This is a genomic window from Psychrobacter sp. ASPA161_6 (assembly GCF_051970285.1).
GTDB classification, from domain to species: Bacteria; Pseudomonadota; Gammaproteobacteria; order Pseudomonadales; family Moraxellaceae; genus Psychrobacter; species Psychrobacter glaciei.
In genome coordinates, this window is record NZ_JBEFNJ010000001.1 from 344,130 (window position 1) to 363,990 (window position 19,861).

Annotated in this window: 20 protein-coding genes; 11 read left to right on the top strand and 9 right to left on the bottom strand. The window is 43.8% G+C overall.

The genetic code is table 11. The features are described from left to right. Positions 1-104 precede the first annotated feature (104 nt). The 5 genes from tsaB to ACTQ9T_RS01460 all read left to right on the top strand — a co-directional run bounded on the left by tsaB (position 105) and on the right by ACTQ9T_RS01460 (position 4,397). Positions 105-788 (top strand): tRNA (adenosine(37)-N6)-threonylcarbamoyltransferase complex dimerization subunit type 1 TsaB, encoded by a 684-nt coding sequence (gene tsaB / locus ACTQ9T_RS01440; protein ID WP_440463843.1) that lies wholly within the window; start codon positions 105-107, stop codon positions 786-788. 89 nt (positions 789-877) lie between these two features. Beyond that, the gene (locus ACTQ9T_RS01445; RefSeq protein WP_440463844.1) at positions 878-1,720 is read left to right on the top strand and encodes an undecaprenyl-diphosphate phosphatase; all 843 of its coding nucleotides are present in this window, start codon (positions 878-880) and stop codon (positions 1,718-1,720) included. A 51-nt stretch (positions 1,721-1,771) separates the two neighbouring features. After that, positions 1,772-2,683, top strand: a complete 912-nt coding sequence (locus ACTQ9T_RS01450) for a class I SAM-dependent methyltransferase (protein ID WP_440463845.1) — start codon at positions 1,772-1,774, stop codon at positions 2,681-2,683. A gap of 99 nt (positions 2,684-2,782) precedes the next feature. Beyond that, positions 2,783-3,721 (top strand): 4-hydroxybenzoate octaprenyltransferase, encoded by a 939-nt coding sequence (ubiA, locus tag ACTQ9T_RS01455; RefSeq protein ID WP_440463846.1) that lies wholly within the window; start codon positions 2,783-2,785, stop codon positions 3,719-3,721. Continuing rightward, on the top strand, positions 3,714-4,397 hold the full coding sequence (locus tag ACTQ9T_RS01460; protein ID WP_201592226.1) for a DUF4112 domain-containing protein: 684 nt from the start codon (positions 3,714-3,716) through the stop codon (positions 4,395-4,397). Before ubiA ends, ACTQ9T_RS01460 begins: the two co-directional genes overlap by 8 nt. A 101-nt stretch (positions 4,398-4,498) precedes the next feature. On the opposite strand, the gene ACTQ9T_RS01465 is transcribed toward ACTQ9T_RS01460, so the two are convergent. Together ACTQ9T_RS01465 and ACTQ9T_RS01470 are read right to left on the bottom strand one after the other, a co-directional pair. Then, entirely contained in the window at positions 4,499-5,128 is a 630-nt protein-coding gene (locus tag ACTQ9T_RS01465) for a hypothetical protein (RefSeq protein WP_440463847.1), read from the bottom strand. A 157-nt stretch (positions 5,129-5,285) separates the two neighbouring features. Then, positions 5,286-5,918 carry a hypothetical protein gene (locus ACTQ9T_RS01470; protein WP_440463848.1) on the bottom strand — a complete coding sequence of 211 codons (633 nt, stop codon included), beginning with the start codon at positions 5,916-5,918 and terminating at the stop codon, positions 5,286-5,288. 168 nt (positions 5,919-6,086) lie between these two features. Here ACTQ9T_RS01470 and yiaA point away from each other — a divergent pair, with 168 nt between their 5' ends. Further along, positions 6,087-6,644, top strand: coding sequence for an inner membrane protein YiaA (yiaA, locus tag ACTQ9T_RS01475; RefSeq protein ID WP_440463849.1), 558 nt, complete (start codon positions 6,087-6,089; stop codon positions 6,642-6,644). Between the two features lie 18 nt (positions 6,645-6,662). Here yiaA and mnmD read toward each other — a convergent pair whose 3' ends face one another. From mnmD to ispZ, 4 genes are all read right to left on the bottom strand, one after another. Further along, complete coding sequence (mnmD, locus tag ACTQ9T_RS01480) at positions 6,663-8,759, bottom strand: tRNA (5-methylaminomethyl-2-thiouridine)(34)-methyltransferase MnmD (RefSeq protein WP_440463850.1); 2,097 nt, start codon at positions 8,757-8,759, stop codon at positions 6,663-6,665. Positions 8,760-8,995: 236 nt separating this feature from the next. Beyond that, positions 8,996-9,415 (bottom strand): hypothetical protein, encoded by a 420-nt coding sequence (locus ACTQ9T_RS01485; RefSeq protein WP_227676192.1) that lies wholly within the window; start codon positions 9,413-9,415, stop codon positions 8,996-8,998. A 14-nt stretch (positions 9,416-9,429) separates the two neighbouring features. After that, complete coding sequence (locus ACTQ9T_RS01490) at positions 9,430-9,759, bottom strand: YciI family protein (RefSeq protein ID WP_440463851.1); 330 nt, start codon at positions 9,757-9,759, stop codon at positions 9,430-9,432. Between the two features lie 170 nt (positions 9,760-9,929). After that, complete coding sequence (ispZ, locus tag ACTQ9T_RS01495) at positions 9,930-10,481, bottom strand: septation protein IspZ (protein ID WP_352309565.1); 552 nt, start codon at positions 10,479-10,481, stop codon at positions 9,930-9,932. 172 nt (positions 10,482-10,653) lie between these two features. On the opposite strand from ispZ, the gene ACTQ9T_RS01500 reads away from it, so the two are divergent. Then, positions 10,654-11,535 (top strand): PHP domain-containing protein, encoded by an 882-nt coding sequence (locus ACTQ9T_RS01500; RefSeq protein ID WP_440463852.1) that lies wholly within the window; start codon positions 10,654-10,656, stop codon positions 11,533-11,535. A gap of 346 nt (positions 11,536-11,881) precedes the next feature. After that, on the top strand, positions 11,882-13,336 hold the full coding sequence (locus ACTQ9T_RS01505; RefSeq protein WP_440463853.1) for a diguanylate cyclase: 1,455 nt from the start codon (positions 11,882-11,884) through the stop codon (positions 13,334-13,336). 32 nt (positions 13,337-13,368) lie between these two features. Here the strand turns inward: ACTQ9T_RS01505 and truD are convergent, their stop codons facing one another. Further along, entirely contained in the window at positions 13,369-14,622 is a 1,254-nt protein-coding gene (gene truD, locus ACTQ9T_RS01510; protein ID WP_440463854.1) for a tRNA pseudouridine(13) synthase TruD, read from the bottom strand. Positions 14,623-14,888: 266 nt separating this feature from the next. On the opposite strand from truD, the gene ACTQ9T_RS01515 reads away from it, so the two are divergent. Continuing rightward, the gene (locus ACTQ9T_RS01515) at positions 14,889-16,526 is read left to right on the top strand and encodes an FAD-dependent oxidoreductase (protein ID WP_440463855.1); all 1,638 of its coding nucleotides are present in this window, start codon (positions 14,889-14,891) and stop codon (positions 16,524-16,526) included. Positions 16,527-16,615: 89 nt separating this feature from the next. Continuing rightward, entirely contained in the window at positions 16,616-17,254 is a 639-nt protein-coding gene (locus tag ACTQ9T_RS01520) for a GNAT family N-acetyltransferase (protein WP_440463856.1), read from the top strand. 19 nt (positions 17,255-17,273) lie between these two features. On the opposite strand, the gene ACTQ9T_RS01525 is transcribed toward ACTQ9T_RS01520, so the two are convergent. Then, positions 17,274-17,486: a hypothetical protein gene (locus tag ACTQ9T_RS01525; RefSeq protein WP_440463857.1), complete on the bottom strand. Its 213-nt coding sequence runs from the start codon at positions 17,484-17,486 to the stop codon at positions 17,274-17,276. A gap of 450 nt (positions 17,487-17,936) precedes the next feature. On the opposite strand from ACTQ9T_RS01525, the gene ACTQ9T_RS01530 reads away from it, so the two are divergent. After that, on the top strand, positions 17,937-18,398 hold the full coding sequence (locus tag ACTQ9T_RS01530; RefSeq protein WP_440463858.1) for a DUF2846 domain-containing protein: 462 nt from the start codon (positions 17,937-17,939) through the stop codon (positions 18,396-18,398). Positions 18,399-18,471: 73 nt separating this feature from the next. Here the strand turns inward: ACTQ9T_RS01530 and gorA are convergent, their stop codons facing one another. Beyond that, positions 18,472-19,827: a glutathione-disulfide reductase gene (gene gorA / locus ACTQ9T_RS01535; protein WP_413191056.1), complete on the bottom strand. Its 1,356-nt coding sequence runs from the start codon at positions 19,825-19,827 to the stop codon at positions 18,472-18,474. Between the last annotated feature and the right edge of the window lie 34 nt (positions 19,828-19,861).

Consider the following 19,861-nt stretch of genomic DNA (forward strand, 5'->3'; position numbering starts at 1 on the left):
TGATGGATTAAGTATGAAAAACGCAGAAAGTCATAAAATTTGCTTATCCTAAATGCTATGATAGGCGCTGTTTTATAATGCTAAGCGAATAGGCTGAGGTGAAGATGTTTTTAGCAATGGATACCGTATTTGATCAGTGTTCGATCGCGATTTTAGATGCCAGCGGTCAAGTGCTGTCGAGTCATACGGAGACGGGTAAACGCCAGCAAACCCAACAAATTCTGCCGATGATTGATGCCGCTTTGTCCGAGGCTAAGCTGAACCTTGCTGATTTGCAAGCCTTGATATTTAACCGTGGCCCTGGTGCTTTTAGCGGTATACGGATCAACACGGCAGTGGTACAAGCGTTGTCTGTCGCCCATGATATTCCTTGTGTGGGTGTCTCAAGCCTACAAGCGATTGCGCAAGCGGCGTATCAGAAATATGGTGTGACTGACGTGTATAGCGCCCTTGATGCGCGTATGCAGCAAGTTTATTTTGGGCAATATGTTGCAACAGATAATCTGATGCAGGCGGTTAATCAAGAAAATGGTGAAGATACCGAGCAGCTGCTCGATTATGACAGCCAGACAGTGCTTAATATTCCTATCTCTGGCAATGGTGCGTCGCTATTAGCATTACATGACGGTCAGATCATTCAGGCAGATATTCACCCTGACGCTACCGTAATAGGGCAGCTTGGTATTGCTCAGTTTATGGCGACAGGTGGCACAGAAGCATCACAAGCTTTACCAAAGTACTTACGTAACCAAGCGTGGAAAACCCTTAAAGAGCAAGGTAAAGCGTAGTCAATCCCTATTATTTTTAACGCTATGTAAAATATAACAACACACTAAAAACTGTACTAACCAATAGGTCTGTATCTAGGAAAGCCATCGTGGATATCATTTTATTAATTCAAGCTGTCATCATGGGTATCGTTGAAGGTATCACTGAATTTTTACCCATCTCTAGTACTGGCTACTTGATTTTATCAGCGGATTTGATGGGCTTTTGGACCAAAGAAAAAGTCGATTTGTTTGTGGTAGTGGTGCAGCTTGGTGCTATCTTAGCCGTCATTTATGATTACTGGGACAGACTCTGGCAAGCGCTCATGGGTCTACTGACCGGTAAAGCAGAAGGCATGAGTAATCCAAGACAGCTTGGATTGAGCTTAATTGTTGCGACTATTCCGGTGATGATCGTTGGTTTTACCTTCGCTGATGAAATCAAAGCCTATTTATTTAATCCTATCGTCGTGGCGATTATGCTGATTATCGGTGGTCTACTGATATTCTATGTAGAAAATCGTCCCAAAGTGATTATTGCGAAAGAAGCAGAAGACGTTAGTTTAAAAACAGCGTTGATGATAGGTCTGCTGCAATGTCTGGCATTGATACCGGGGACATCACGTTCAGGTGCGACGATTATCGGTGCATTATGGTTGGGTGTCTCTCGTAAAGCTTCCGCTGAGTTCTCCTTCTTTTTAGGTATTCCTGTCATTATCGGTGCGGCATTATTGGATTTGCTCAAGCACCACGATGTGTTGACTAATAGTGCAGACTGGCTGGTTTTAGGCATAGGTACGATCGTATCATTTGTGGTGGCTTTACTTTGCATTCGCCTGCTAGTCGCTTGGGTCAGTCGTCGTGATTTCAAAATATTTGCATGGCTACGTATCATCACTGGCGTCATCGTTTTGGTCGCTGCTTGGGGTTTTGGCTATCAAATGGCTGGCTAGATTTTCACTATATTTTTTAGCCTTAGAAGCAGTAAATAGGGTGGAGCAGTTATGACCGTTTTACACCAAGAGTCTAAAAAAGCTAGTACCTTTATGATGCATTGCCAACTTCTCTACGTTAGCGAGTCTCAGCAAGCCCAAGTCGAGCGCATACAAGCGCTGATCGCTGTACATCAACTGTCAATTATTCTAGATATTGAGCTGTTTACTGATAAGCTCAATCAGAAACGTCGCCAGCAATTAAGCCAGACATCAATTCAACCTATTCTCTTGTTAGATGAGAAAAACAAGCTTTCATGGCTGAGTGATGGATTGAGCGTTGCGCCAGAATGGGATAAATTACAACGCCGTGTAGTGAGTGCAGGGCGTAAGTCTGAGTTATTATTACAAGCGGCCAAAGTCACATCGGACAGTATAGTCATTGATGCGACGGCTGGTTTTGGTCATGACAGCCTGATATTGGCCAGCACGGGTGCACAGGTCATTATGCTAGAGCAGCAGCCCTTGATGGCATTGTTACTGTTAGTAGAACAGCAGCGTATGAGTGGGCTAGCAAATTGGCAAAAGCTGATGAGCCGTTTGCAGATTATCAATACCGATGCGCTCAGTTATTTTGACAGCTTGAATAATGTATCGGCAGCTGACCATAGTAAGCTGGTCGATGTGGTTTATTTGGATCCTATGTTTCCAGAGAATAGCTATCAAGATAGCAAAACAGGTAAAGGCGCTAAAGTAGGCAAGCATATGCAAGCACTACACCAATTAGCGCTCCCGCCCACAGCAGACGAAGAGCTGCAATTGCTACAAAGTGCGCAAGCAGTCGTCCGTCAAAATGGGCGAAACACACAAGTACAAGGCCGTGTGGTTGTTAAGCGTCCGCAACTTGCGCCGCAACTTGCGCATCAGCCAGCAAGTGAAAGCTGGCATAATGAAGCCGTACGTTTTGATGGCTATTTTGTTTGATGGGTTTTTGACGATGACAAGTCTACTTATTTAATAAGCTTAATGGACACGCGTAGAGATATTACGCTCAGATACTGAATATTTAGAGATGACACTGCCATGACTAACACTCACTCCGCTTTGAGTTTTAAAGAAAAGCTATATGCCTATATGCAGCTGACGCGCTTTGATAAGCCTGTGGGTATTGAGCTGTTACTGTGGCCGACGCTATGGGGCGTACTATTGGCCGCCATGGGTCAGGCGCAGCAGAACGGAGCGACGGCAGGTCTGCCAAGTCTTAAGATATTTTTGCTTTTTGCCCTCGGCGCGATTTTTATGCGGGCGGCAGGTTGTGCGATTAATGATTTTGCCGATCGTAAGGTGGATGGTCATGTGACCCGCACCAAAGGACGCCCGCTCGCTGATGGTCGCCTATCGGGTAAAGAGGCTATCGCTGCCTTTTTTGTGTTGGTGTTATTAAGTGCCAGTTTGCTGTTTTTCCTGCCCGTTGAAGTGTTCTATTGGTCGCTTGGTGCGATCATACTGGCATTCATTTACCCATTTATGAAGCGTTTTACCCATTTGCCACAAGTGTTTTTGGCAGCGGCTTTTGGCTGGGCGATACCAATGGCTTACGTGGCGGTACAAGGTGCTCCTGATGTTTGGTGCTGGCTGTTGTTTATCGCCTACATGTGCTGGACAGTGGCTTATGATACTCAGTACGCCATGGCTGACCGCGAGGATGATTTGCAGATTGGGGTCAAATCAACGGCCATATTATTTGGTCGTTATGATGTGATTATTATATCAATACTCCAAATGCTGTTTTTACTGATTATGGGCGCGGTCATGTGGCATTACTTTGCACCGACAACGTTAGGTATAACACCAGTATTTGGTCTCGCATTAGTGGCGATGATGTTTTCCAAACAGAACAGCGCTTGTGCCAGTCGCAATGCTTTGGCTTGCTTTCAGGCGTTTTTAGCCAATATATGGGTGGGACGTTACGTCTTTGCTCTCATAGCAATCGCTTGTATATGGACGACTTTTAATGGATAAGTTCAATAAATTTTCGAGATTAAAAACGAAAAAATCATCTGATACCAATACTAATGCACCTGTCATCGATTATCAGGCAAAGCTGGCTGAGCATGGGTTGACACGTGAGCAAGTTATCGCGACCGAGCGTAAACTGGCTAAGTTTGCTAATACGATGGATTCGCTCGTACGTGTGCCTTTTACCAAACAAGGAATGGGTGCCGATGCGGCGCTTTCGACCATTCCGTTGGCAGGAGATTTGGCAGGATTGGCGTTAACCAGCTATGCCTTTATATTAGGTCGTCAACTGGGTGTGCCTGCGCACAAAATGACGCCAGCTGTCAGATTGGCACTCATTGATATGGTGGTTGGCATCGTGCCTGGTATTGGGACGCTACTCGATATCTTTATTCGTCCCAGTCGCAAAACCTTAGGTATCGTGCATGAGCATCTACAAGACGAATACGGCATCACTGAAACCATGCATCTGGATCGGCCGTTTTTGCATCAATCACTAGAAGACAAGCAACAGCGCAGTCGCTTTGGTTTTTTTTGGCGCAATCCAGTTGTTGCTTGGTTGTATTTACATATCCCTGATATGCTCGGCGTAATGGTCATTGTGGTGATTGGCTGGGGACTGTGGGCAATGATTAGCTGGCTCGTGAGTCTGTTTGGTAAGACCACTGGTTTTGGCTAGAGGAAAATAGAAAGACCAAAAAGGCGGCACACGTTATTATCTAATATTAACGTGCGCCGCCTTTTTTATGACAAATTTTTATAAGTATTCAGGCTCAGATATTACTCAGTGATGACCTCTGCTTCAGCACTGACAGCATCGAAGCTAGTGACTTTATTATTTCGAATAAGATCAATAGTGCCGCCACCCGCATGGCTGACCAGCTGAATACTGCCGTCGCTTGATCGATAAGTTGGGTTATTGCCTTGACCTTCAGGCGCGCTTAAAGTCATTTTCGGTTTGTTCGGTAAGGTGACGATAGCATTGAGCACGCCCGCTGCCGAGGTCTCAAAAACGACAGAGAGTGATTCGCCAGCCGCATTTTTATAACGGACATCCGTGATTTGCGCGCCTTTAATGGCTTGTTCAGGACTGGGCGCTATGCCAGCATTATTCACTGACGGCTCAGTTGCACCAAGGTCGTTTTCTAGCTCAGTTAAGCTCACATCTTGTTCTGAATTTACTTCAGGCTTTGCGGTATCCTCACCATTATCAGCGGCCGTATCAACATTAATATTGGTAGTCACTGGCGTTGTTTGCGTTGAAGTTTCAGCCGCAGCTGTAGCGTCATTGATTGCTTCAGGTTCTGGATCTTTTTGGCAGGCACTCAATAGTGAGATACTCAAAAAAATAGCAGAAACAGCCTGAAAATAGAGGGTAGGTTTGGTTGGATTAAATATATGGGTTTTCATAAGGAGAGGAATATCCGTAAAGAGAGCTTTATTTAAACATAGGGACTCACGTAAAACCATCTATAACTAAGATCAAAAATTACAGTCATATCAAATACAGGCTTTCACAGTCATTTGCTATCACTATCAGTTTTTGTTCATTATTGGTAAGTATCATTTATTTCAGCTTTAGACTATCTGCTGCCACGCTGCTTTCTTTATAGACATCATCTAAATATCGACGGCTGGCAAGTAATTTGTCCACAACGCCACTTTGGCTTTGGATATTGAGTTTCTGTGAAAAATCTAAAATCGAGTTTAATTGATCTAATACTATGTCATAGCTGGTATTTTGTTTGTCGGTATCAATAATGACCGTTGTTGCATAGTATTGATCAAGGCTAAGGTAGTCGCTAATCAATTCTGGAACACGTGTGGCGATGAGTTTGTTGAGGGTAAATAGTTGTGATTCAGTGATTTGTTCGTGGTGGGTAGATTCGTACTGCTGCCCGATACTATCCATCGTCACTCGAAATGTCTTAGGTACTTGCTCGTCATAAAGTAGTTTGATAAAAGGATGGTGAGCTGAAAAGTTAATAATGCTGAGCCCATTAGCATGTTGATTATTCACCTCATTTTTTGCAGCGATACCTGCTTGAGATTGAGTGGCGACAATATTTGCAGAAGCTAAATATTCTTGATGCCGCTGTATAGAAGCAATTTGCGTGTGCTTAGATTTTTCTTTCATCACAAAAAATATGGGCACAATAACAATTAGGCTAAGCAAAATGAGTAGGGTAAAAAAAGACATGTTAGGGCTCTGTCGTTTAAAGTGTTATTTATTTTAAAAATAATTTTAGATTACAATATAACATGCTTGTGTTATGTTAAGGCAAAACAGCGGTCGATAAAAGTTGTATCTCGCTTCTATGTATCTAACTATCAATAAGTGTTTGCCTGTTTCTAATTAAGGACGATGATGAATAATGACACGATTACTAAGAGTCAGCTAGCTGCTTATAAACCAACTACTGCTTACGTCGGGACTTCTTGGGCGGTGATGTTGGTGGGTATACTGGCGTATTTACTTGGCTTATGGAACGCTCAAAGTATGTTGTTAAATGAAAAAGGCTATTATATAGCGGTGCTGGCGCTCGGTCTTTATTCAGCAATTAGTTTGCAAAAAACCCTTCGTGATCGTAGTGAAGGTATCCCAACAACCAATATGTATTATCTAATCAGCTGGGCGGCTCTTGGACTTTCTATTGCGCTTATCGCGATTGGTTTGATGAATGCGGGAAGCTTAAGCCTAAGTGAAAAGGGCTTCTATATGATGGCATTTACCATGAGTTTGTTTGCTGCCGTAACCATTCAAAAGAATACTCGTGATGAAGCGCAGATTCGAACCTTAACCACGCCGATGATTACGACTGATACTCAAAGTAGCACTAAAATTGCTCATCAAGGATCCCGCGACTCTGACTCTGGAAAATCACTTTTTGGTGCGGTTAAATCTAGAATGGAAAGCGGTGATTAAAACCTTTGACTAAAATTTTCAAGTCAGCGGTGTTTGTAAGCGCGTACGGTTTGGCGACAGTCGCGCAAGCGTCGCCATTGAGAAGGGGGCAAACGATCCTAACATCATATCTGTCAGCGCTTCAGCACATATTGGTGCAATGGCATACCCTTTAGCCCCCATCGCACTCATGACCCACATTCGTTTGCTGTTTGTTAGTACGCCAACGATTGGATGGTAGTCAGGCGTTTGAGTGCGAATACCTGCCCGTCCTTGCCACAAACTGAGATCTGTTGGAATGACAGAGTCCATCTCAGGAATGGCAGTCACTAGTTTATCGCGGCTAATTTTGTGCTCTTCTTTACGGATATCTATATCTGTGTCATTACGTATAAAGCTCGCGCCCAGTAATAAATAGGGCGCACTCACTATCACATTATTCAAAGTTTCATCGCCAGTTTTAGCAGTAAATAATGCACAGTAGCCACTATATTTAAGCGGTATTTTGGGTAGGCTTGTGAGCTGTGCGACTGTGGGCGTAAACCAAGAAAGCTGACCGCGAATTTTACGGCAATCAAAAATACGCTTGTCCAGCTCATGACTCTCAAAAGCAGCGCAAATCACCACATTATCAGCGCTAATGGATATTATCTGTTTATCCTGATTACTGCCCTCAATACAGACACTTTCTTCTGTTTCACTAGCACTCGTAACGTCTAACTGCTGAAAGCGAATGAGTGGGTGCGTCAAGATAGTATCCTTTAATGCTTGTGGATTGACCAAGCCAGACTGTGGTAAGTACAAATTCTCTGATAAATCTTGTGTTTTGAGGCCGCTCGCGTTTTGCGCCTGTTCGCAGGATAGCGTGGTTGCCATGTCATCAGGATAATCAGCGATTTGCTCTGTACCGATATTGGCCTTGATTAATAAATCGAGCGCGCCAGTTGGCTCCAGTATCGGTGCTCTACTTTCTTGCTCAGCTTTTGCATTCAGCAAGCGATATAATCTGCTGCTATAAAGATAACCTATGGTATGCAGATGTTCGTCGACATGATGAATGGGCGTCATCTTGGGAGCGAGTAAGGCACGCGGGTTACCTGAAGCGCCTGCTAAGGGGGCTGATTTATCTAGTAAGGTGACTTGAATACCTCGAGTGACCAGCGACCAAGCCATTAATAACCCAGAGACACCAGCACCAATAACGATGGTATGGGCGGGCAGATTATCATTAAGTTTGGCAGACTCGCTATTGTTGTCTGTGGCGGGCGCTACGGTACTAGCATTATCGTAAAAGGTGATGTCTTTACTATTATCATCGTTTAAGTTTATAGTATCCAGCATGATCGCCGTTAGCATTTGATTCTTACGGCCAAAGCCTTTTACTTTTTTAATCTGAAAGCCACAGTCTTGCAGCCCACGTTTTACGATACCGGCACAGCTATATGTGGCAGCGGTGGTCGTTGGTCGCGATAAACGCTGCATTTGTGCAAAAATACTATCTGTCCATAAAGTACTATTGCAGGAAGGTGCAAAACCATCTAAAAACCAAGCATCAACATAAGGCGCATGAAAGCTAGCAGCGTTATTTGCCAGTTTGGCTAAGCTTTCAGCAGCATCACCCAACCATATATCGACGGTCAGATTGTCCTCAAAGAAGTTTAGACGATGACAGCCAGCGATGAGAGGTGGGTATGCTGTTAGCAATGGCTCAATGAATTCAGCAAGCTCAGGCGCACGCTGTCCCCATAGGGCAAGGATCTGCGTTAAATCTGCAAGCGGGATGGGATATTTTTCAGTCGTTATAAAATGCAAGCGAGCAGTCGCTAATTGAGGGTGCATATCCCGCAGCTGTCGCCATAGCTGCCAAGTCGCTAAGAGGTTCAACCCAGTACCAAAACCCAGTTCAGCGATCGTAAAGCACTGCTTTTCTGCAAGGTTTGCTAGCCGCTCTGGCAGTTGATTGTGCGCTAAAAACACATGACGTGACTCTGCTAAACCATCAGCATTTGAAAAGTAAACATCACCAAACTCGCCCGATACAGGCACTTTATTACCCGTATCATCCATCTGCCAGTGAATCTTAGCAGGGGTAATGACGTTTGGCTGTTCAGCGTTATTTAGTTGAGCGTTAGACATGGCGAAGTTCTTAGGAAAGTTGCTAGCTACAGCCTGACCAAAATAAAATCACTACAGCGTCAACCTCGCTGATCATACTCATGTATGGCTTACACTCGGTTTTTGTTGTGAATGTTATTTTAGGTTGACTGTATATGTGAAGAGTCAGAAAAATTGAATTCCATAAAGTGCCGTTAAGCCAAGTGCCGTTAAGTATAGACAGACAATCAAATAATTTTAATCAATAAAAATAGATATTACCAACGTTCGCGGCGCACAAACACCAACCAAGACACAAAAATACCCACCAATAAGCTGATTAACACCGTGAACGCGCCATATAAAAACAGTTGACCTTTACTCTCATAGACCAAGACATTGGCTTGGGTTTGCAAGTCATTGACCTGTCGTTGGAGTTGGGCATTACGACTGAGTAACTCTTGATTGGCGGTATTTAGCGCCTTGTTGGAGGGTTGCAGCTGTGCCGCCAAGGTATTGTTAATATCAAGGCTTGAATTTGGGGTCGTTACTGGCGCGGTAGCCGCTTGTTCCGCTAACGGATCAGTCGTACCTGTATTCACACTCGTATTGGTAACGGTGGGGGCAGCGTGCGCTGACATAGCCGCGATTAACATGACAGCAGCAAGGCTACATTGATAGTGGCGACTTTTTGACAAGGATGCGCACTGATTCACGACTGTGCTACTTTGTCTGATACACTGTAATCGGGCTTGGGTAAGGTATGGATAAAGGGTCTGATATCGACATGACTGTACACACCGTCACGCAAGTAAGGCTCAGCGTTCGCCCATGTCTGTGCTGCTTCAAGAGAGTCAAAGTCAGCAATGATTAAGCTGCCTGACATCTCGCTTTTACCATGTTCAATAGGTGTCGGACCGGCGATAATTAACCGTTGTTCGCGATCTAATGCTTGCAGGCGCTCGACGTGCTCTGCACGAGTAGTCTGCCGTTGTGCGCTACTATTAGCAACGTCATGACCAATAATGGCAAATAAAGACATAATAATTCCTTAATAAATAGTAATAATAAATCGTATCATCATCAATATTAGGATTTTGCAGCAACGAGTTATGATAAGACAATAAACTTGAGTACCGAATGGTGAATGTTGGATCATTCTAGCGGCTACTTATCTAGCGACTACTTATCTAGCGACTACTTATCTAGCGCTTATTTAGCCGTTTTATCGGTCAGCGCTGGATTGATATGTTTTTTTAGCAGCGCAAACTGAGCGACTACGAACACCAACATAATAGGAATCCAGCCATAAGTTTTGAAGTTGATCCAAGCCTCATCCGACATGGTAAATGCCGTGATATAATGCAGTACGCCCATAAAGGCAAAAAACAGCGCCCAAGCGACGGTTAGTTTTTTCCAACCGCTAAGCGTCAAGGTAAAAACTTCTTTCATCGCTAGCTGCATCAACGGCTTATTGATAGCGGCACTGACAAACAGTGTCAAAGCAAAAATGCCATTAATAATCGGTGATTTCCAACGCAAGTAAATGTCATCGCGTAGCAAAAGCGTACCGCCACAAAATACGATGGTCAATAATAGAACCACCCATTGCTGCTTATCAAATTTGCCTTTTTGGCGGATAAAATGAATGGCGTAGACAACAATAGTGGCAATCAGTAAAGCGCCTGCTGCCGCCAAAATACCTTGGGTACGGGCGACAATAAAAAAAGCGATCAAGGGAACAAAGTCTAATAGGGCTTTCATAGCGTGTGGCATGTCCAACGAAACGTATGGGGTAGTTTACACGTCTACTGCGCCAAAAAAAAGCAATCAACACGATAATCGTTTTATATGACATCCCTTAGCCATTTTTTGGCATTTTATTGATACCATACTCATAAGCGTTATTACATTCAAAACCTTAAGGCCACTTTATATGAAAATCGACTTACATTGTCACAGTACCTGCTCAGATGGCACTTATGCGCCAACGGAAGTGGTGCAACGAGCCCATGCGGCTGGCGTCGATGTATTGGCATTGACAGACCACGATACATTATTGGGTATCGATGACGCGAGAGCCACTGCCATTGCCTGTGGCATGACGCTTATCAATGGTGTTGAAATCAGTTGCGAACATACCTTGAATGGTGGTTACGGTAAAAATAAATCCACCAACAAGATCATTCATGTGCTGGGACTGGATTTCACTGACCGCGAAAAAATGCATGCAACGCTGCAGCAATTACAGGATAGCCGCGCCACGCGTGGTCAACGAATCACTGAAAAGCTCAGCGAGCTATTAGATATCAACTATGATGAGCTGTGGCAAGCCGTACTGGATAAAGCGAGTGGTAATCCACAAGCGGTTGGGCGTGCACATATCGGTCAAGTGTTGTTTGAGCGTGGCGAAGTGAAAACGGTACAAAAAGCCTTTGATAAATACTTGGCAGACAATAAACCCGCTTATGTAGCAATCGAAGCGCTCACGATGCAGCATGGGATTGAGCTGATTCACGCGTGCGGCGGCAAAGCAGTACTGGCGCATCCAACGCGTTATCAGCTCTCAGCGACGCGAGTGCGTAAGCTTATCGAAGAGTTTGCTCAGCTGGGCGGTGACGCTTGTGAGCTGCCTGCGAATAGTGAACCGATTAGCACTCGTAGAATGGTCGATCGCAGCATAGCAGAGCACAAGCTCGTTACCTCGATAGGGAGCGACTTTCATGGTAGTAATATGCCGTGGCGACGGATAGGTGATGTACCGACGTTGCAGCCAGAACAACAAGGCATTTGGCAGTCTTTTACGGCATTGGCTTAGTCCAAAATAAGGTATCACTCAGACCCAATAGATAAGCTAAACTATCTTTGTTTAATAATGCTTAAATGTTATTTAATATTTTCAAAGGGCCACTCTTGATTATATTAAGTCATGAACGATAATAATCATTAAAATTTGACTCGCAATTATCAAGTAAAGCCATGACGCAAAGCCACGCCATAAAACAAGATGCCAGATATTGACGTATAAATCACTTAAACAGATTGATAGTTAAAGGAAAGATTGCCACACTAAATGCGACAATTTGGGTTTAATATAAGTTAGCCCCTTTATTTTCTTGTTTGGTCTTAGCTCAATCACTTTTATTATCTGCGGTAGCCCAATTATGGCTGTAAAGATATCTCATTTAGGCTATAAAAAACTCTCCCGAGTTATTTTTGAATGGCAGGCGGCCGATAGGGCGTCGCTGTTGGCCTTATTTGTGTTGATAGAAGTGTTTTCCCATTGGCTATGGTGCTTGATGGTCTGGTGGTGTCGAGATACGCTCAATGATTATGTCAATATTCAACTGTTATATCCACTATGGTTAGGGGTGACGGTAACAGGATTGTTTATTTGGTGGCTAATCGGCTGCTTATCTCGTAGCGGAAACAACGGTAAAGATTTGGATAAATGGCAAATAATGTTCATTGTGCCTTATACCATTTATATTGCCGTGATCATCGTGATGATAGGCTACAGCAGTTTGTTTGCAGGGGTATCGCTGGTTGGTGGTGCGATGCTAGGAATGGTGTTGATCAAGCGTCGTTATGCTTGGCGGGTATTTTTGCTGCAGGTTTTTCTGATTTTGTTGGCTATCGTATCGCCTTATCTTGGTATTGATTTGCCTAGCTTGCGTCAGCTAACGGTGATTTATCCCATGCTTGATACTCCAAGTTATTTGAATTACAACGAAGTCATGGCTATCGAAAATGCCGTTGCCGCCTCCGCTTTTGAAAGTGCGACATTGGACTGGGACAGCATGAGTGAATTACAGCTCTCTTCAACATTTTTTTGGCGATTAACCCATGTGTTTTTGGCATTGCCCAAAGCTATTTTTATCGTTTATATGTTTCGCACCTTGCTATTGATATTGGATGACAGCAAAAAAGAAGTGCTGCTACATGCCAATCAAGACGAATTGACCAAGCTAAAAAACCGCCGTTATGGTTTGACGCAAATGAAACAGGTGCTGAAGTCAGTAGAAGACCATCAAGATATCAGCGTTATTTTATTGGACTTGGATTGGTTTAAAGAGGTCAATGACAATTACGGTCATGAGATAGGAGACCGAGTTTTAGTGGAGGTCGCACAGACGCTCTTGCAGTCTTTAACTGATGAAACCATCATTAGTCGTTATGGCGGGGAAGAGTTTCTGATTGTATTGCCAGATACGAATCACGACACGGCTATGATCATTGCTGAACAACTACGGCTAAGCATTGCTAAGCAAACCATCATTGTCGATGAAAATATAAGTTTTAATGTGACTGCCAGCTTAGGGCTATATACGCTGACGCATGACGAGCGTAATTGCATAAAGCAAGCGTGCAAAACACCCATCCAAAAAGAAGCGTCGCAGTCGCTTGTAATACCGCGGATCATCAAATCATACAGCAGTAAACGAGCGAATCGTCAAACTCCCACAGCGCAGCTACCGCATGATATTTGCCAGCGTTTAATTTGTATGGCGGATAAAGCTTTATACGAAGCCAAAGGCTGTGGTCGCAATCAAGTGGTGAGTGCCAACGAGATGTTGGCAGCAGAAAATAATAATATTAAGGTGCTCTACGGCACATGACTAGCGACCATAGTCGAAGGACCGCATACGCTTTAGTGTATTAATTGTTTTGTTATGCTTGCCAAAACACTGGTGGCAAAGCTGCCTGTCGTCAAAGTAAAATTTAGTACCAAGATTTGCGTCTCACCTTTATCCTGCCACTCCCAAGATAGCGCTTCAATAGGTAGGCGTAGCGCACGTCGTTGTGCTTTTACCTCGCGCTGCTCTAAGCCATTTGCCAAGCGAGCCAATAGCGGATTTTGCTGAATCAGGTCGTTCTCGATATCTGCCGCCACACCGCTGACTTTATCATTGCCTGCACCCCATAGCACAGCAGTGGGATGGATATCACCCGTCTCAAGGCGTGTACGCAACGTATCGTCTATCTCCTCGCTAGTAAATATTGACCCTGAACCATCTAAGTTAAACACTTCGCCTGCCAATCCAGTATTCCAGCTGCCATTACGCACTCGTGCTGCCAATATCTCATTGAAAATCAAACTACGTGCAGCAGACAACTCCATGCTGTTTTGCTCTCGTGGTACGCGCTTACTTTTGCTCTTTTTGGATTGTGGTCGGCTTTGTTGCGGTGGACGCGCAAACAGCGATAATGCTTCTCTAATATTATTGCCATTACGTCCGAAGCGTTGAGGACCGAAATAGTTGGGCACGCCAGTGGTGCCGATGTTTGCTAAATGCTGCTCGACGCGTTGCTTTGCCAATACTAATTGCTCAGGTGTTGGCGATATCGTATCGAAATTAGTAAATTGGATATCACGCAAGGTAATGATGAACTGATTGGCACGATGCGTGCCGCGATTGAGTTTTTTATTGTGCCATTGCTGGTCGATGATAGTGACCGATTCATTGGCTCCGATATCTATCGGTGCAAACTCAGCCGCTGGCAACTGCTTTTTAGGTATTCGTAAGCTGAACCACTGCGTTGTCAATGCATGGCGATCTTTCAGGCCTGAATAGCCAACATCGCGCAGAGGGATCTCTGCCCACTCTGACAGCAGTTTTGCCAGATATGCGGTGTTCATCCCTGATTTTTGGATATGCAGCCATAGGTGCTCACCTTCACCGGTGAATTCGAGCGGCAATAGCTCATTAACGATGAAATCAGTTGCGTTGGCTTTATAGGTTGCTTGCTGTACAGGTGGTTGAATAGGCTGGGGCAACTGCGCAGTATCTGTCGCTGCGGTAATATCGATGCTTGATGTATCAAACTGCTCATTATCTTGAGTGCTTTCAAGAGGGGATTGAGGGCTAGTATTAATATCTGTGATGGCATTAGAAGAAGTCATAAAATCGTCTTTTATTTTGAGGATAAATTTTAACAAGAAGCGTTAAAGATAGGGATTAAAGGTTAAAGATTACGTTTTGCAACGCAGTAAACATACAAAAAAACAGCGTGTGCGAAAGGGTCTTGCTACTATCAATGCATAGCGTTTTAAAACAGCATTTAAAAAACAGAGAGAAAACAATGTTTTTCGTTGAGACTGACTGATGCGATAGGGTTATTTTCAACACGTTTGATTCAGAAAACCATTATAACTGTTAAGGAAGACTTATGACCAATGCAACGATTCACACAGTGACTATTAATAAGACCGATATTGCCAGTGGCGGCATGGAATCGTACAAGCAAGATGATGATAGTATCATCTTAATTACCCGCGACGACGATGCGTTTCAGGCATTCGATGGCAAATGCCCGCATGCAGGCGCAGATTTAGGCACAGGTTTGCGTTGTGGCAATCGCGTGGTCTGTCCTTGGCATCATGCGACGTTTGATAGCCGCGATGGCACACTGCTAGAGCCAGTAGCGACAGAAGGTTTGACTCAATATGAAGTGACCGATAACGGTGACAGCTTGACGGTGAATACCTCAGCGAAGATAGATAAACAGATTGCAAATGACAAACTGACGGATACACATACCCTCATCGTGGGCGGTGGCGCGGCTGGCTTTATGACGGCGCATCAACTGCGTAACACTGGTTATGGCGGCAAAATTACCTTGATTAGTGCTGATGACACAGCCCCTTATAACCGTCCATTATTGTCCAAAGCATTTTTAGCGGGTAATATGCCTGAAGAAAAGCTGCTACTGGGCGGTGCAGATTGGGTGAGCAAACACGATATTAATTTGCGCTTGAATCAAACCGTCAGCGAAGTAATGCCCAATGAACGTACGATTGTCATCAAAGATAAAAATGGTCATAGCGACACACAAACCGCTGATTTCTTAGTGGTCGCAACAGGCGCTGAGCCAAATATTCCGCCTTTTAAAGGTACTGAGCTTGATGGCGTTTATACACTGCGCAGTATGGATGATGCCAAATTGATTAAAGCGGCTAGTCACGATCAGCGTGTGGTGATTGTCGGTACTGGCTTTATTGGTATGGAGGTCGCTTCCGCATTGGCGCAAGCAGGCACGACGGCTTCTATTACGGTCATCGGACAAGATCATCGGGTGATGGGAAATATTGTCTCCGAAACGGTGAGTAATGCGCTGATTAAGCTGCATGAGGAAAAAGGTATTCAGTTTGTCTTTGATGCCAGTGTGACCGAAATCGTTGAGGTCGAAAAAGCAGATGAGACTAGCGACAGCAATTTTTCGCAAGTTGGCGGTATTAAATTAGCAAATGGTGAGCAAGTTGATGCAGACATCGTGATTTTAGGGACTGGTGTAGCACCACGTACAGAACTGTTCGAAGAAGTAAACGCGCCAGATGGCGTGCAAGTGGATGACCATTTGCAGCTACGCGATGGGGTTTATGCATTGGGCGATATAGCTAAAGCTTCTGGACAAATGGGACGCATGCGTATCGAACATTGGCGGGTGGCCTTGCAGCATGGTTTGGTCACTGCTGCCACTATCTTAAACGACCCTAATGTCAACTCACTAGCAGAGCGCATTCCTTTCTTTTGGACGATGCAGTATGGTAAGAGCCTACGCTATAGTGGTCATGCCGCGACACCTGATAACAGTATATTGTTTGGTTCACCAGATACGTTAGATTATATCGAATATTACTTTGATGATGATGGGGAAGACACACGTGCTAGTGCGGCTAGCACTTTAGGGCGTGATAAAGAATTGGTCGCTTTTTCTGAGCTACTTCGCCGTGGTCATGCACCGACGCGCGCGCAGCTCAATGCAGGTTTTGACATGATTGAGCAATCGCAGGAATTATCGCGCTAGCACTATAGACGGATAAGTATTAGTATTTAAACTGGCTTAGGGATCTAAGCCAGTTTTTTTATACATGAATAAAAAGGAAAAATTATAATATGAATGAAAATAATATAAATCAAAGCAATATACAAACAGACCATTTTGATAAAGAGTCCGTATTTTTACGTCAGGCGGAAGCAAATGATATTGGTGCACTAGAGCAATTGTTAAACTGCTGTTATCGGGAAACGGCAGGCTGGACCAATGAGGCAGATTTGGTCGGCGGTATTCGTATCACGCCAGATGAGCTGGCTAATACCATCGCGAATCCCAAACACTATCTGTTTGTGTATCCAAAAACAACCAGTGGTGAACGTGAGGCAGAAGAAACGGGTGAGCTACTCGGCTGTATCGCGGTCGATATCAAAACCAATAATGACTCAAACAAAAAAGCCTACATTGGTATGTTTGCGGTACATCCTGTGCTACAAGGGCAGGGCGTTGGCAACGTGATTTTGCAAGCAGCAGAAACTTTCGCTACTCGTCATTTATCGTCAAATGGGCAAGCAGCTGATAAAAACCCTGCGCGTTTGACCATGTCTATCTTGAGCCATCGTCCTGAGCTGTTGGCTTACTATCAGCGCCGTGGCTATCAGTTAAATGGTAATAAAATGCCATTTCCAAATGATGGCAATAATGGCGAGCCAAAGCGTGAGGATTTAGAGCTATTGGAGTTAGAAAAAATCGTTAGCTAACAAAGTCGATCTGTCTAAATCAACGCCAAAAATGACCAAAGGTCATAAATAGACCAATACTCAGTAAGATAAATGCCACGATAATTAAGCGCTTGAACCAGTTAAAAGCGGGCAAGCGCGTGGCATTATCATCAGACATCAGATAAGCAAACAAAAACAATAAGCTCGCTGCTAAGGTCATGATCCCAATACCAATCGGTAATATAAACAAATACACCTGCCACACAGTCATCTCTCAACAGTCGTTATTACCTGCATCATAGCAGCAACGGGATTGTGCTGTCAGTATGAACGTGACTTCGCTTAAATTTCCCAGAGCTATTAGAATAGAGGTGATTCAAGTATAGAAAATAGATATTGAATAAAAATAGGCAAATATCGAGAAATTAAGTTGGATTCTAAGATATAATTCTATATAGTTCGAGTAACTTTATAGATACATTAAGAACGAGGGGATTAGTGATAAATAATCAACGAAAATCTCAATTATCAGTAATAGTCATATAGATATCACATGACAATTATTGGTAATTGATGAACTTACAAAACCAGTTTTAAGATTTATCAAACGAGTGATGAGTTGATTTTGACTATTTAGACTGAGACATGTTCTTATAAGTTATTCCTAATAAAGTCGTTGAAATATATTAAACCAAGCTATCCTTATTCTTAGAGAGACAAAATGATAAAAAAAATCGCTTTTCTAACGATTACATCAATACTATTTGTTGGTTGTGCTTCTGTACCCACTGAAAATGTTGAAGTATCCAACGTACTCAAGCAAGTGAAAGCACCTAGTGCCAACAATGCTGGTCTATATATTTATCGTAGCAATAGTGTGGTGGGTGGGGCTTTAAAGAAAGATGTGTGGGTAGATGATGAATGTATTGGTGAAACTGCACGAGGCACTTTCTTCTATCATGAAGTACTAGGCAATATGCCGCACAAAGTTTCTACCGAATCTGAATTTTCTCCTAACGATTTAATGATTGATACTACAGCGGGTAATAACTACTTTGTAAAACAATATATTAAGCCAGGTTTAATTGTTGGTGGTGCGGGTGTTAAACTGGTACCTGAAAGTGAAGGCAGGGAAGCAATCGCTGACCTCAAACTCGGAATAAAAGGGACTTGTAGCAAGTAGTGCAAGTCACTATCTATAAAGAAAGGCTACCTCGTTAAGGGTAGCCTTTTTTAATATATTCCAATCTATCAAACTAACGCATCGTCACAAACTCTTCTGAGCCAGTTGGATGAATGGCAACGGTATTATCAAAGTCCGCTTTAGTCGCGCCCATTTTGATCGCGACCGCAAAGCCTTGAATCATCTCATCGACACCAAAGCCAAGACCGTGTAGACCAATGACTTTTTCATCATCGCCCAAGCACACCAGTTTCATCATACATTTCTGACGATGCTGGGTCACCGCGCTGTACATCGAGGTAAATGTTGAGTTATAGCATTTGATATTGTCTTTACCATAGCGCTCAACCGCGTCAATTTCAGACAAGCCAATGGTACCGATAGCAGGGTGGGTAAAGATAACGGTCGGTATCAACGTATAGTCTAAATGCTCATTAGGCTTGTTGTTAAATAGGCGCTCGGACAGACGGCGACCTGCGGCAATCGCCACTGGGGTCAAATCCACACTATCTTCGATAATATCGCCGACCGCATAGATATTTGCAACATTGGTGTTCTGGAACTTATCGACTTTGATTTTGCCGATTTCGTTCGTTTCTACACCAGTTACTTGCAGATTGATGTTGTCTGTCGATGGCGCACGACCAATCGCCCAAATCAAGCAATCTGTCGTGTCTAGACTGCCATCTTTGGTACACAAAGTCAGGCTGCCATCTTCATTTTTATTGACTTCCGTGAGCGTGGTATTGGTATGTAGTTGAATACCATCTTGCTCCATCTCTATGAGCAATGCCTCTACCACACTGTGATCAAATGAGCGCAGCGGCGAGTGCTGGCGTACATACAAATGCACCTCAGCGCCCAAACTGTTTAACACGCCTGCGATCTCGACAGCGATATAGCCTGCGCCCACAATTGCTACGCGTTTTGGCAAATGGTTCAAAGCAAAAAAACCATCAGAATCGATGCCGTATTCTGCGCCCTTGATATCTGGCTGAATCGGGTGACCGCCCGTGGCAATCAAAATATGGTCAGCGGTAATCAACTCGCCATTCACTTCTACAGTATTGGTATCGACAAATTTGGCAAAGCCTTTGATGACTTCTACACCATTTTTGGCCAAATTATTGTCATAAGAGCGGTGAATGTTTTCGATATATTGTTGACGGCTCTGCACCAATTTTTGGAAGTCAAAACCTTTAACATCCACATCGAACCCATAGTCTGGTGCATATTTATGAATAGCCTCGGCAACTTGTGCGCCATACCACATTACTTTTTTGGGAACGCAGCCCAAGTTCACACAAGTACCGCCCAATTGGTTGGCTTCGATGATAGCGCATTTTTTGCCATAGCTTGCCGCACGGTTAATGGAAGCAATGCCACCGCTACCGCCGCCTATGGCGATATAGTCATAATGTTTGGTCATAATGAATCTCTTTATTAAGTTGTTATTGGTGCTG

Coding starts and splice junctions, on each gene's coding strand:
- truD (WP_440463854.1), bottom strand. CDS start 14,622: ATGACTTCTTCTAATGCCATCACAGATATTAATACTAGCCCTCAATCC.
- ACTQ9T_RS01520 (WP_440463856.1), top strand. CDS start 16,616: ATGAATGAAAATAATATAAATCAAAGCAATATACAAACAGACCATTTT.
- ispZ (WP_352309565.1), bottom strand. CDS start 10,481: ATGAAAGCCCTATTAGACTTTGTTCCCTTGATCGCTTTTTTTATTGTC.
- ACTQ9T_RS01500 (WP_440463852.1), top strand. CDS start 10,654: ATGAAAATCGACTTACATTGTCACAGTACCTGCTCAGATGGCACTTAT.
- yiaA (WP_440463849.1), top strand. CDS start 6,087: ATGAATAATGACACGATTACTAAGAGTCAGCTAGCTGCTTATAAACCA.
- gorA (WP_413191056.1), bottom strand. CDS start 19,827: ATGACCAAACATTATGACTATATCGCCATAGGCGGCGGTAGCGGTGGC.
- ACTQ9T_RS01470 (WP_440463848.1), bottom strand. CDS start 5,918: ATGTCTTTTTTTACCCTACTCATTTTGCTTAGCCTAATTGTTATTGTG.
- tsaB (WP_440463843.1), top strand. CDS start 105: ATGTTTTTAGCAATGGATACCGTATTTGATCAGTGTTCGATCGCGATT.
- ACTQ9T_RS01490 (WP_440463851.1), bottom strand. CDS start 9,759: ATGTCTTTATTTGCCATTATTGGTCATGACGTTGCTAATAGTAGCGCA.
- ACTQ9T_RS01525 (WP_440463857.1), bottom strand. CDS start 17,486: ATGACTGTGTGGCAGGTGTATTTGTTTATATTACCGATTGGTATTGGG.
- ACTQ9T_RS01460 (WP_201592226.1), top strand. CDS start 3,714: ATGGATAAGTTCAATAAATTTTCGAGATTAAAAACGAAAAAATCATCT.
- ACTQ9T_RS01450 (WP_440463845.1), top strand. CDS start 1,772: ATGACCGTTTTACACCAAGAGTCTAAAAAAGCTAGTACCTTTATGATG.
- ACTQ9T_RS01465 (WP_440463847.1), bottom strand. CDS start 5,128: ATGAAAACCCATATATTTAATCCAACCAAACCTACCCTCTATTTTCAG.
- ACTQ9T_RS01515 (WP_440463855.1), top strand. CDS start 14,889: ATGACCAATGCAACGATTCACACAGTGACTATTAATAAGACCGATATT.
- mnmD (WP_440463850.1), bottom strand. CDS start 8,759: ATGTCTAACGCTCAACTAAATAACGCTGAACAGCCAAACGTCATTACC.
- ubiA (WP_440463846.1), top strand. CDS start 2,783: ATGACTAACACTCACTCCGCTTTGAGTTTTAAAGAAAAGCTATATGCC.
- ACTQ9T_RS01530 (WP_440463858.1), top strand. CDS start 17,937: ATGATAAAAAAAATCGCTTTTCTAACGATTACATCAATACTATTTGTT.
- ACTQ9T_RS01505 (WP_440463853.1), top strand. CDS start 11,882: ATGGCTGTAAAGATATCTCATTTAGGCTATAAAAAACTCTCCCGAGTT.